The following is a 12,189-nucleotide window of genomic DNA, read 5'->3' on the forward strand; positions in this document are numbered from 1 at the left end:
GCGCAAAAATAATAACGAGGCAATAACGATGACCGATGTACGTACACCTGCTGCCGAAAATCCCGCTGTAGACCTGACCACGACCACCGTAACAACCGGGTGGAACAAACACGACACCACCTGGATGCTCGGCCTCTACGGCACTGCCATCGGTGCCGGCACCCTGTTCCTGCCGATCAACGCCGGCGTCGGCGGCTTCTGGCCGTTGATCGTGCTGGCACTGCTGGCCTTCCCGATGACCTTCTTCGCCCACCGTGGGCTGACGCGCTTTGTGCTGTCGGGCAAATCCGGCGACATCACCGACGTGGTGGAAGAACACTTCGGCATCGGCGCCGGCAAGCTGATCACCCTGCTGTACTTCTTCGCGATCTTCCCGATTTTGCTGGTGTACAGCGTGGCACTGACCAACACCCTGACCAGCTTCATGGAACACCAACTGCACATGGCGCCGCCGCCCCGGGCAATTTTGTCGCTGGTGCTGATCCTCGGCCTGATGGCCATCGTGCGTTGCGGCCAGGGCGTGATCGTCAAGGCCATGAGCGTGCTGGTGTACCCGTTCGTCGCCGCCCTGCTGCTGTTGGCGGTGAGCCTGATCCCCAACTGGAACGGCGCGTTCTTCGCCTCCGCCAGCGAAGGCATGCCTCTGCCGGTGTTCTTCAAGACCTTGTGGCTGGCGATCCCGGTGATGGTGTTTTCCTTCAACCACTCGCCGATCATCTCCGCCTTCGCCGTCGACCAGAAACGCGTGTACGGCCCCCAGGCCGAGCGCAAAAGCAGCGGCATCCTCGCCATGGCCCACAGCATGATGGTGCTGACGGTGATGTTCTTCTGCTTCAGCTGCGTGCTGGCCCTGTCGCCGGCTGACCTGGCAGCGGCCAAAGCGCAGAACATCTCGATCCTGTCGTACCTGGCCAACCACTTCCAGACCCCGGTCATCGCCTACGCCGCACCGTTGATCGCGCTGGTGGCCATCACCAAATCCTTCCTGGGCCACTACATTGGCGCCAGCGAAGGCTTCCAGGGCCTGATCGTCAAATCACTGCGTGGGCGTAACCGTTCGATGTCGGCCAAATGGCTGGAGCGCTGCACCGCGCTGTTCATGGTGCTCACCTGCTGGGCCGTGGCCACCTTCAACCCGAGCATCCTGGGCATGATCGAAACCATGGGCGGGCCGATCATCGCCTGCCTGTTGTTCCTGATGCCGATGTACGCCATCCGCCGAGTGCCATCTTTGCGCCAGTATTCGGGCCAGGCGTCCAACGTGTTTGTGGTGTTGATCGGCTTGATTGCGCTGTCTGCGATCGTTTTTTCCGTGATGCCCTGAAACTGGACACACCCACCACGACTTGAGTGAACACCGCACCCTGTGGGAGCCGGGCTTGCCCGCGATGGCGGTGGATCAGTGGGTATAAATGCCGGCTGATCCTCCGCAATCGCAGGCAAGCCAGCTCCCACAGTTAATTCCAGGCATTGCTGAACGCTTGTACGGCACGCCCCTTGCTGTACAGCACTTGAGGAAAACGGACCTTGTGAAAACCTCAGCGAGAGAATGGCCGGTGGTCAGGAAACGCGAACTAATCCCGACACCGGTCGTCAATGACTGCATGTTCTTATCAGGCGGTAACGCACCATGGACAACCCTTTTCAGATCATCACCGACACCTTCGCCCCGAAATACCGGGTCAATTTAAGCATCCAGCGGCTGGACGGCAGCATCATGCTGACCCTGTCCGACGAAGACGGCGTAGTGGCCAAACGCATGATCAGCGCCGAACAACGCAACGACCCGCAGCGGCTGAAACGGCTGGTGCAGAGTGTGCAGTTCGGGATTGCGATTGAGCAGGGGCACAGCGCGATCGAGATATTGGCGGTGATGACCGATGGGGACAGCCACAAAGTGCTGCAGCGGCCGCCGGTCAGCCGGCCGCCGCTGAGTGCCGGGCTTTAAAGCTCGCCTTTTTCTGTTTCAAGGCTCGCTTCGCCCTTGCGGCGCGGGCCTTCGACCTTTACCGACGGAAATGCCGACGAGGCATACCGCACCACCAGAATCGCGAACGCCAACAGCAGAATCCCGCCGCACAGGTAGATGATGCCGAGGTCGGGCGGGTTGTGGTGGGAGACGTTGGAGATCAGCAGGCGGGTCAGCGCGGTGATCGCCACGTAGATCAGGAAGCGCACCGGCATGTGGTTGGTCTTGAAGTAAATCCCGACCATCGCCCCCAGTTCCAGGTAGATGAACAGCAGCAAGATGTCATCGATCTTGATGTGCCCCGTTTCCAGCATCCCCAGAAACTCCATCACCGCCGCATAGGCAGTCACCGCACCAATGGCGAACAGCGCCAGGTAGTGGAAGGTCTCGACGAACAGATTTCCCAAGGACTCGGCCAGTTGGTGCACGGTCTTGCGCAGGTTTTCAGCCCAGTTGATTTTCACGATGATGCTTCCTTAGGTCGGCTCGACCGGATAATGCGGGTTGGACGTGACGGTTTCTCTGCATGCAGAAAAAAGGCCAGGGAACAGGAAGTGAGATGGTGGCGGGGTGATATGAGGCACTTCATTGCCGTGATCGCTTCCACGACGTAGAAGCGATCACAGGATTTACCTCAAGTCGGGGCGACTTGATCCAACGCTTGATCGACCAATAAACCACTCATTTCCAGCAGTTGATGGATCGCCAGAAGCAAACTTCGCTGTGGGCCCTCAAGCTCAAAAGCCAAACTGCTGGTCATTTCACGGGCACTGTTCAAGGTTTCGCTGGCGTTGGCGAGTAACGTTTCGGTGTCAGTATTTGGGGTCACAGCGAAAAGCGCGGTAGACGGCTTTAGAGGCGATTCAGAAAAACAGGCAGTCATTTTTACCGTGGTGCAATTCCTTGGATTAACAAGAGGTTTGCTCCTTCATTTCGAGCCGCCAAACTCGTGTACCGCATAAGCGAAGCCCGGAAAAGGTAAGCCACTGAACGACGCCCCTGCAACCCCATCAACCTGTGAGAAGTTTCCGATAGGGCAAACCAGCATTTGCCAGCTACATTAAAAAGCCACTACCCAAAGCCCATGGATTGGCTTATGCTTTTAGCTGTATATAAATACAGTATTCGCACGAGCGCATGGCGACACCCGAACCAAGGGCTACCCCCTTCAATACTGCACCGATGACGAGGCCGAAAAATGGCTGTTGAAACCCTGTATCGCAGTACCCGTGACCTGGAGACTACATTCGTGGATCGCAAACTTGCCGACGCACACGACCAGATGCTTGAACTGGCAGAGTCCCTGATGGAAGTGCTGTTGAAAAACGTCGAAGGCTTGAGCGAGAAGCAGGCAGAAGATGCCGGTATTTTCATGGCCAAGAACCGCGCGGCGTTTGCGGCGGCGTTCAAGAACAATGCGAGTGCATTGGCGGAGATTGGGCAGCCAGAGGCTGAGTGATGCGTTGCCTGTAGTGGCGAAAGGGCTTGTAGTGGCCGAGGGAGCTTGCTGTGGCAGAGGGAGCTTGCTGTGGCGAGGGAGCTTGCTCCCGCTGGAGTGCGCAGCGCTCCCAAGCTTTTGGGTCTGCTGCGCAGCCCAGCGGGAGCAAGCTCCCTCGCCACAGCAAGCTCCCTCACCACAGGGTTATGTGTAGGCCGATAAAGCGTGTTTTACGCCTGCCACAACGTCTTGCCAAAGAACGTCAACGTCCGGTCCCACGCCAGTTGCGACCAGGCGGCATCGTATTGCGTGTCTGCAATCCGACCATCACCAATCGCCGTCTCGTTGGCAAACGCATGGCGCGCCAGGTAGCGATGGAAAGTCGCGTCCACACCCGCCGCGTGCAGTTTTGACTCCAGCTCAACCACGGTGTCGATATTGAAGAAGGCATCCTGCGTGCCCCAGTGCCCAATCAGCGGCGCCTTGATCTTCGACGCATCCAGATATTCCAGCGGCGGGAAGCCATACCACACCACGCCCGCAGCCAATTCCGGAATCGCATTCAGCGCCAACAACGTCAGCGCCCCGCCCATGCAGTAACCAGTCACGCCGACTTTTTTCGAGTCCGCCTGCAAGTACTGCACGGCACCTTTGATGTCCTGGGAAACCGCATCGCCAAAATCCAGACCATCCATCAGGTGATGAGCTTCTTCCTCTTCCACCGTCGACGCACCGCGATAAAGGTCCGGCACCAACACCCGGTAGCCGCATTCCGCCAAGCGGTTGGCCACGCCCTTGATCTGGTCGTTGACGCCCCACCACTCCTGAATCACCACAATCGCCGGCGCGCCTTCGAGTACCGCCGGGCTGGCCAGGTAGCCGTTGACTTCCGCGCCATCCGGGCGTTTGAAGGTGATCATGCGCCCGCTGGAGCGCCCTGCTGTTTGTTTGGACATGCAAACCTCTGTCTCGGGATTTGAGAAACCAAGCGTTCAACCACAATAGTAAAGTGCGCGGCCGCGCGGATGTAACCATCTCCCACGCAGGCGCATGACAGTTACACGCTGACGGTTAAGCGGCGATTATCTTCAGCGGTACAACAACCGCTCCGCCAGCTCATCCGCCACCCGGGCGGGTGAGCGTTTTTCAGCCTGGGCATGGGCGAAGATTTCGGTCAGGCGTGTGCCGATGTTCGACAAGTGTGCGGTGATGGTTTCCAGCTCTGCGCCGCCATGCTTGAGGGCGACGTAAATCAGGCCGCCGGAGTTGATCACGTAGTCCGGCGCGTAAAGAATCCCACGCCCTTCCAGTTGATCGGCCACTTGCAGGTTGGTCAGTTGCGCACTGGCAGAGCCGGCCACCGCTGCGCACCGCAACTGCGCGACCGTGTAGCGGTTGAACACCGCGCCCACGCCGCAGGGCGCAAGGATGTCGCACGGGGTGCTGAGCAAGGCTTCGTTGGCAATCGGGTGCGCGCCCAGTTGTTCCATCGCCAGTTGCACCTTGCCGTGGTCGATGTCGCTCACCAGCAACTCAGCCCCGGCGGCGTGCAGTTGCTCGGCCAGGGCATAACCGACGTTGCCCAGGCCCTGGATCGCCACGCGCAAACCTTCCAGGTTATCGCTGCCCAGGCGGGCCATGGCCGTGGTGCGGATGCCGGCGAATACGCCCATGGCCGCGTGGGGCGATGGATCACCGGCCGCCGTGGTGCTGGTGACATAGCGGGTCTGCTGGGCGATGCAATCCATATCGGCCACCGAGGTGCCGCTGTCGATGGCGGTAATGTAGCGGCCATCGAGCTGCTCAATGCAGCGGCCGAAGGCCTCGAACAATGCGGCGCGGCTTTCCACATGGGCTGGGCGGATGATCACCGCGCAACCACCGCCTACCGGCAAACCGGCCAGGGCGGCCTTGTAGCTCATGCCCTGGGCCAGGCGCGCGGCATCCGCCACGGCACTTTCTTCGTCGGGGTAAGAGAGGTAGCGGCAGCCTCCGAGGGCGGGACCCAGGCGGCTGTTGTGGATGGCAATAACCGCCTTCAACCCGGTGACCGGGTCGACGCTCAGGTGCAGCGATTCAAGGCGGGTGCTGTGCATGAGCGCAAACATCGTCGAGCTCCCGAATCACTTCTTGTAGGCGCCAAGTATAGGACTGCCAGCGGAAGACTGCTGAAGCGCGCAGGAATAAGGCCACCGGTTTTAAAGGGTTTGCGACATAAACAAGTAGGACCCGTCTTAAGGCACTGGACGAAAGTTCGCAGCAAGGCTAAAACGAGACATCCGCCGGAGAACCCAATGACGCCCCGCAAAGCCTTTTTTGCCTGCCTGGAACGGTCACCGCCCGCGCTGTTTGAAGCCGCGCTATGGATGGCGGCCGAGCACGACCCGGCAGTGGACCCCTTGGCCATCCTGCAGGACTTCAAGGTGTTGCAACAGTTGGTCAGCCTCAGCATGCCGATGCTGCCGCCGGATGAATTGGGGCAACCATTGCTGCGGCGCATGAACGACCTGGGTTTCGCCCAGGATGATCACACCCCGCTGCGCCCCGCCGCCGCCCTGCTGGACAAGGTATTGAAGCGCAAACGCGGGCAGCCGCTGGCATTGGGGCTGATTGCCCTGGAATTGGCCCGGCGCCTGGACATTCCCCTGGTGGGCGTCAACTTTCCGGGACACTTCCTTTTGCGGGTGCCGGGCGCCGATCACCTGCTCGACCCCTGTGGCGGCCGCCGGCTGTACCCCAACGATTGCCGCGACCTGCTGACTCGCCAGTACGGGCCCAATCTCAAATTGCAGGCCGACCACCTGCACACCGCCGAACCACGCTCGATCCTGCAACGGCTGTCGCGCAATCTGCGCCAGTTGCACCTGTCCAATGACGACCACCTGGCCGCCCTGGTGGATGCCGAGCGCGTGCTGGAGCTGGGCAATGCCAGCGCCGCCGATTACCTGGCCCGGGCCAGTTTGTATCAGCGCCTGGATTGCCCGAACGCCGAGCGTTTTGACCTTGAGCATGCATTGATGCTCAGTGAAGACCCGATCCAGCGCCTGCGCCTGACCGAGCGACTGGGGCATTTGCCGCCCAACTCTGTGGTGCATTGACCGGCTTGGCGTAACCTGTACCGCCCCATGGATGAGGTTGTCATGCCCCTGCGCTCCCCCGCCGAACGTTACCTCGAGGATTTCCACCAGCGCCAGCCCGGCACCACCAGCGCGGCGTTCGCCGAACTCGCGGCGGTGAAATACAGCTCTTCCTATGCCGCGTTGACGGCGCACGTGCCGGCAACACACAGCCCACTCACCGTCCTGGACCTGGCCTGCGGCGATGGTTATCTGCTCAAGCTGCTGGCCGACCGCCAGCAACCCGGCTTGCAACTGATCGGTGTCGACATGAGCCAGGCCGAACTCGACGCCGCCGGCGAGCGTCTTCCAGTTGAGGTCACCCTGCTCAAGGAACGCGCCCAATCATTGAGTGTGGCTACAGCCAGTGTCGACGTGCTGCTGTCGCACATGGCGATCATGCTGATGGATGACCTCGACCAGGTGCTGCAAGAGGTGCAGCGAGTCCTGCGCAGCAGCGGCACATTGGCAGTGCTGATTGGCAGAAGCTTTCTACTGGGCCCAGTCGGCGTGGCGTTTCTGGAAGCCTTTCGTCCGATCGCCGAGGAAGACCGCCTGCCCAACCTGCAGATGGGCGACCCGCGCACCCGCAATGAAGCCGGCTGGCACACCTTGCTGGAGGACCACTTCAGCGACCTCAGCTTCGAAGATATCGACGTCCATTGGCAGCCTCAGCCAGAGGAACTATGGACGTCATTAAAAGACACCTACGATATCGACCGGCTGACACCGCCCGCCAAGGCCCGCCTGAAAGAGCGTTTCCTGGCCACCATCACCCACCTTCGGCAGAGTGATGGCAGCGTGTCCACCGGGTGGGGGTTACGCGTGATCAGCGCCAGGCGCCGCTAACGCATCAGCGCCTTGTGACACCGGGCTCTTTGGCGAGCGCACCTGGATAATCAACAACGCCGCAATCACCGCCGGAATCGCGCAGAAGAAGAAAATCTGCTGCACTGGAATGTGCATTGCCAGCAGCAGGCTGCCGAACAACGGCCCCAGGATCGAACCGAACCGCCCTACTCCCAACGCCCAGCCAGTACCGGTCGCTCGCACATGAGCCGGGTAGAAGTTACTGGCGAACGCATTCAGGGTCAGTTGGCCGCCGATGATGCAAAAGCCCGCCGCAAACACGCAGGCCACCAGATAGCGCGGATTGTCGTGGTTCAGGCCCAGCAGAATGGTGCACACCGCAGCTGCAGCAAGCACGCCGGACAACAAGCGCACCTTGCTTTTGAGGCGGTCGGCAAACCAGGCCATGCCGATGGCACCCAGGGTCCCGGCGAACAGGAACATCGAGGTCACCAGGTTGGCTTCGTTCAGGCCCAGGCCGCTTTCCAGCAACAGCGAAGGCAGCCAGCTGATCATGAAATACAGCAGGATCAGGCTGACAAAAAAGGTCGCCCACAACAGCAAGGTCGGGCGCGCATAACCGTGGCGAAACAGCTCCACCACCGTCAGTTTGCTGCCTTGCTCCTGGCGGTTTTCTGCCTCGCTCGCCGCCGGCGGTTGCCAGCCGGGCAACATCCGCGCGGTGACTTTTTGCAGGCGCGCATACGGCGGTGCATCACGCAGCAGGCGCGGCAGGGACTCGGGCAACATCCAGGCGAGAAACGGGAACAGCAGCAACGGCGTCACGCCGCCGGCAAGGAACACCGCCTGCCAGCCAAAGCTGTCGATAAACCCGGCGGCCACGAAACCGCCCGCCGCGCCGCCGAAGGAAAAACCACACGCCGCCAGCGTCACCATCAACGTGCGCAAGCGGGGCGGTGAATATTCCGACATCAAGGCCATGGCGCTGGGCATCGCGCCGCCCATGCCGATGCCGCAGATAAAGCGGGCGGCCATCAAGGTATTCAGGGAATTGGCGAACACCATCAGCACCGTGAGGCTGGCGTAGATCAGCACGCAACACAGCAGGATGCGCCTTACACCGAAGCGGTCCGCCAGCGGCGTGACGGCGAGGGAGCCGAGGGTCAGCCCCAGCAGGTTGGCGCTGAACACCGGGCCGAACGCAGCTTTTTCCAGGCCCCAGTCCTTGGCCAGCGCCGGGACCACGTAGCCCAGGACCTGGGCGTCGTAGCCGTCGGTGACCAGCAACAGAGCCAGCAACAGGAGTATCAACCACTGATAGCGCGACACCGGACGGGCGTCGAGTGCCGCACGAAAGCTGGCAATCTGATTGTGCATCGCAAGAGACCTGTGTTGTTTTTATAGTTTGGACACGCTGGAGCTCACATGTGGGAGCTGGGCTTTTGTGGGAGCTGGCTTGCCTGCGATAGCATCACTTCGCTGTAACTGACACACCGAGGTGCCTGTATCGCGGGCAAGCCCGGCTCCCACAAAAAGCCAGCTCCCACATTGATTTAGGGTATGTCAGGGGTATCGGGCTGGTTGGCAGGATGAGCCGCCATGAACGCCGGATGCTGCGCCGCCAACGCCGCCACCCGCTGAATGCGCGGATACGCCGCCAGCGACACCTTGAACCGCTCGGCCGCATAAACCTGCGGAATCAAAAACGTATCCGCCATCCCCGGCTGCTGGCCAAAGCAATAACCCTGATCACCGATCAACTGCTCCACCGCCGCCAAACCCTGGCTGATCCAGTGCCCGATCCACTCCAGCACCTGCGCTTCATCGTGCCCCCACTGCTTGAGCAAGTTCTGGGTGCTGGAGTTGTGCAGCGGATGGATGTCGCACCCGATGATCGACGCCACCGCGCGCTCATGGGCGCGGGTCGCCAGATCCTTGGCGAGCAACGGCACCTGTGGATAACGTTCCTCCAGGTACTCGATGATCGCCGGCGACTGAATCAACACATCGCCGTCATTGGTGCGCAAGGCCGGCACGCGACCTTGGGGGTTGATCGCCAGGTACTCCGGCTGGTGGTTGGCGCCGCCCTTGGGCACCAGCAGGTTGACCGGCACCGCAGTGAAATCCAGGCCCTTGAGGGCCAGCGCGATGCGCACCCGGTACGACGAAGTGGAGCGGTAGTAGGTATAGAGTTCCATGGCCCTGCCCTCTCAGCGCGCCGCGACCACGGTACCCCGGCACTCGCCGAAGCCGATGGAGGCAAACCCGTCGCGACTGGCGCGGGCACGCAGGATGATTTCGTCGCCGTCTTCAAGGAATTTACGTACCTCTCCAGACGCCAATTCGATCGGCTTTTTACCGCCTTCGGTGATTTCCAGCAGGCTGCCGAACTGGCCCGCTTGCGGCCCCGACAAAGTGCCCGAACCGAACAGGTCGCCGGCCTGCAGCTGGCAGCCGTTGACGCTGTGGTGCGCAACCATTTGCGCCACGGTCCAGTACATGTGCTGGGTGTTGCTCAGGGTCAGGCGATGGGCCGGCAAGTTCTGCTCGCGCATCGAGGCGGTGGTCAGCAGCACTTCCAGTTCGATATCAAAACCACCGGCGGCCTGGTCGCGCTTGTCCAGCAGGTAGGGCAGCGGTTGCGGGTCGCCTTCAGGGCGCGCCGGTTGGGCCTTGCGGAACGGCTCCAGGGCTTCAGCCGTCACCACCCAGGGCGAAATGCTGGTGATAAAACTCTTGGACAGGAACGGGCCCAGCGGCTGGTATTCCCAGGCCTGGATATCGCGCGCCGACCAGTCGTTGAGCAGGCAGAAGCCGGCGATGTGGTCAGCGGCGTCGCCGATGGCAATCGAGTCGCCCATGGCATTGCCCTGGCCGATCCAGATGCCCAGTTCCAGCTCGTAGTCCAGACGGGCGCAGGGGCCAAAGGTCGGCTCGGTCTGGCCGGCCGGCAGGGTCTGGCCTTTAGGGCGGCGGACGTCGGTACCCGACGGGCGGATCGTCGAAGCGCGCCCGTGATAACCGATCGGCACGTACTTGTAGTTGGGCAGCAGCGGGTTGTCCGGACGGAACAGTTTGCCGACGTTTTGCGCGTGCTCGATACCCACGTAGAAATCGGTGTAGTCGTTGATTTTGGCTGGCAGGTGCATCTCGCAATCGGCCGCCAAGTGCAGCGCGCTTTGCAGTTTGCCTTGCAGGCTGCTGCCTTCCGCCAGCAGTTCCAGCAGGCGCTCACGCAGGGCCACGCGTGGGCCACGGCCGAGCTCGAAAAACGCATTCAGTTGACCGCCAGCAGTGGCTTCAACGGCACGGCGGGCGTCGCCCTCAAAGCATTCCACAGCGGCCTGCAGGTCAAGAACCTGCTCGCCAATCGCCACGCCACTGCGCGGTGCCGAACCGTTGAGACTGAACACACCCAACGGCAGGTTTTGCAGCGGGAAATCCCGGTGACCGTTGGCGCAAGCGACCCAACTGCGGGTGAGATTAGGCTGAGTCATGGGTTATCTCCGATTCGGGTTGAAGGTTGCAGGCAGCGAGGCCCAGCAAGCGTCGTAGGAAGGTTGCAGTTGCGGGCATTCCAGCGCGAACTGAGTAGGACGCAGCACCTGGCTGGTCTCGAACATGAACGCCATGGTGTTATCAATCTTGTGGGGCTCAAGCGTCGCGTTGATGGCCTTGGTGCAGGTCTCGCCATCCGGGCCATGGGCGCTCATGCAGCTGTGCAAGGACGCGCCGCCGGGCACGAAGCCTTCGGCCTTGGCATCGTAGGCACCCTGGATCAGGCCCATGTATTCGTTCATCAGGTTGCGGTGGAACCACGGCGGCCGGAAGGTGTTTTCGGCGACCATCCAGCGAGGCGGGAAGATCACGAAGTCGAGGTTGGCCAGGCCGTGCACGCTGGTGGGCGAGGTCAATACGGTGAAAATCGACGGGTCCGGGTGATCGAAACTCACGGTGCCGATGGTGTTGAAGCGGCGCAGGTCGTATTTGTACGGCACGTTGTTGCCGTGCCACGCCACCACGTTCAGCGGTGAATGATCCAGCTCGCAGCCCCACAGTTCACCGAGGAATTTCTGCACCAGGGTGGTCGGTTGCTTGAGGTCTTCGTAATGGGCGACAGGCGTGAGGAAATCCCGTGGATTGGCCAGGCCATTGCTGCCGATCGGGCCGAGGTCGGGCAGGCGCAGTGGCGCGCCGTGGTTTTCGGCGACGTAGCCGCGGGCCTGAGCGTCCAGCAGTTCAACGCGGAATTTCAGGCCGCGTGGCAGCACGACAATTTCCAGCGGCTCCACGTCCAGCACGCCCAACTCGGTGGCGATGCGCAGGCGGCCCTGCTCGGGAACAATCAACAACTCGCCGTCGGCGTTGAAGAACACGCGGTCCATGGAGCGGTTGGCGCGGTAGTTATAGATGCTGATGCCTGAGGGTTTTTCCGATCCCGAATTGGCGACCATGCCGACAAGCCCGTCGATGAAATCTGTCGGCTCGCCGGGAATATCCAACGGGTTCCAGCGCAGGCGATTGGGCGTCACGGCGCCCAGCGGGCCACCGGCCAGTTGCCGTTCCAGCTTGACGAACGCCGGGTGATTGGCCGACGGCTGGATGCGATACAGCCAGGTGCGCCGGGCTTCGCTGCGGGCCATGGTGAAGGCGGTACCGGAGAAGAGTTCGGTGTACAGCCCGTAGGGCGCTTTTTGTGGGGCGTTCTGGCCGACGGGCAAGGCGCCAGGCAAGGCTTCACTGGCAAATTCATTGCCGAAGCCCGACTGGTAGACCGGCTCTGAAATAGTTGATTCGAGGGTCATGGATCATCCTCTGAGCGGAAGTTGTTTTTATCGTAATCCAGTTACGCATAA

Annotated in this window: 13 protein-coding genes; 5 read left to right on the forward strand and 8 right to left on the reverse strand. The window is 61.3% G+C overall.

Going from position 1 to position 12,189, the window contains the following annotated elements; genetic code table 11:
• Nucleotides 1-28: 28 nt before the first annotated feature.
• Together V3W39_RS15685 and V3W39_RS15690 are read left to right on the forward strand one after the other, a co-directional pair.
• Nucleotides 29-1,324 carry a serine/threonine transporter gene (locus V3W39_RS15685; protein ID WP_177047232.1) on the forward strand — a complete coding sequence of 432 codons (1,296 nt, stop codon included), beginning with the start codon at nt 29-31 and terminating at the stop codon, nt 1,322-1,324.
• A gap of 306 nt (nt 1,325-1,630) precedes the next feature.
• On the forward strand, nt 1,631-1,948 hold the full coding sequence (locus tag V3W39_RS15690) for a DUF3509 domain-containing protein (RefSeq protein WP_010176956.1): 318 nt from the start codon (nt 1,631-1,633) through the stop codon (nt 1,946-1,948).
• Here the strand turns inward: V3W39_RS15690 and V3W39_RS15695 are convergent.
• Together V3W39_RS15695 and V3W39_RS15700 are read right to left on the reverse strand one after the other, a co-directional pair.
• Nucleotides 1,945-2,433, reverse strand: coding sequence for a phosphate-starvation-inducible protein PsiE (locus tag V3W39_RS15695; protein ID WP_177047234.1), 489 nt, complete (start codon nt 2,431-2,433; stop codon nt 1,945-1,947). The two genes, V3W39_RS15690 and V3W39_RS15695, sit on opposite strands and share 4 nt — an antisense overlap.
• 170 nt (nt 2,434-2,603) lie before the next feature.
• Nucleotides 2,604-2,852: a DUF6124 family protein gene (locus tag V3W39_RS15700; RefSeq protein ID WP_330212931.1), complete on the reverse strand. Its 249-nt coding sequence runs from the start codon at nt 2,850-2,852 to the stop codon at nt 2,604-2,606.
• A 315-nt stretch (nt 2,853-3,167) separates the two neighbouring features.
• On the opposite strand from V3W39_RS15700, the gene V3W39_RS15705 reads away from it, so the two are divergent.
• Entirely contained in the window at nt 3,168-3,428 is a 261-nt protein-coding gene (locus V3W39_RS15705; RefSeq protein WP_010176960.1) for a YebG family protein, read from the forward strand.
• Nucleotides 3,429-3,637: 209 nt separating this feature from the next.
• On the opposite strand, the gene V3W39_RS15710 is transcribed toward V3W39_RS15705, so the two are convergent.
• Nucleotides 3,638-4,363 (reverse strand): dienelactone hydrolase family protein, encoded by a 726-nt coding sequence (locus tag V3W39_RS15710; protein ID WP_330212932.1) that lies wholly within the window; start codon nt 4,361-4,363, stop codon nt 3,638-3,640.
• A 132-nt stretch (nt 4,364-4,495) separates the two neighbouring features.
• Nucleotides 4,496-5,515 carry a Leu/Phe/Val dehydrogenase gene (locus tag V3W39_RS15715; RefSeq protein WP_177047244.1) on the reverse strand — a complete coding sequence of 340 codons (1,020 nt, stop codon included), beginning with the start codon at nt 5,513-5,515 and terminating at the stop codon, nt 4,496-4,498.
• Nucleotides 5,516-5,701: 186 nt separating this feature from the next.
• Here V3W39_RS15715 and V3W39_RS15720 point away from each other — a divergent pair, with 186 nt between their 5' ends.
• Nucleotides 5,702-6,505, forward strand: a complete 804-nt coding sequence (locus tag V3W39_RS15720; RefSeq protein WP_177047246.1) for a SirB1 family protein — start codon at nt 5,702-5,704, stop codon at nt 6,503-6,505.
• Nucleotides 6,506-6,547: 42 nt separating this feature from the next.
• The gene (locus V3W39_RS15725) at nt 6,548-7,372 is read left to right on the forward strand and encodes a class I SAM-dependent methyltransferase (protein WP_330212933.1); all 825 of its coding nucleotides are present in this window, start codon (nt 6,548-6,550) and stop codon (nt 7,370-7,372) included.
• Here the strand turns inward: V3W39_RS15725 and V3W39_RS15730 are convergent.
• From V3W39_RS15730 to hmgA, 4 genes are all read right to left on the reverse strand, one after another.
• Nucleotides 7,343-8,710, reverse strand: a complete 1,368-nt coding sequence (locus V3W39_RS15730) for an MFS transporter (protein WP_259196196.1) — start codon at nt 8,708-8,710, stop codon at nt 7,343-7,345. The genes V3W39_RS15725 and V3W39_RS15730 overlap by 30 nt on opposite strands.
• A gap of 176 nt (nt 8,711-8,886) precedes the next feature.
• Nucleotides 8,887-9,531: a maleylacetoacetate isomerase gene (maiA, locus tag V3W39_RS15735; RefSeq protein WP_330212934.1), complete on the reverse strand. Its 645-nt coding sequence runs from the start codon at nt 9,529-9,531 to the stop codon at nt 8,887-8,889.
• A 12-nt stretch (nt 9,532-9,543) separates the two neighbouring features.
• Nucleotides 9,544-10,830 (reverse strand): fumarylacetoacetase, encoded by a 1,287-nt coding sequence (gene fahA / locus V3W39_RS15740; RefSeq protein ID WP_330212935.1) that lies wholly within the window; start codon nt 10,828-10,830, stop codon nt 9,544-9,546.
• Nucleotides 10,831-10,833: 3 nt separating this feature from the next.
• A complete protein-coding gene (gene hmgA, locus V3W39_RS15745) occupies nt 10,834-12,138 on the reverse strand; it encodes a homogentisate 1,2-dioxygenase (protein WP_177114877.1) in 1,305 nt (434 codons plus the stop codon).
• Nucleotides 12,139-12,189 lie beyond the last annotated feature (51 nt).

It is taken from the genome of Pseudomonas sp. Z18(2022) (assembly GCF_036346535.1).
Classification (GTDB): Bacteria; Pseudomonadota; Gammaproteobacteria; order Pseudomonadales; family Pseudomonadaceae; genus Aquipseudomonas; species Aquipseudomonas yamanorum_A.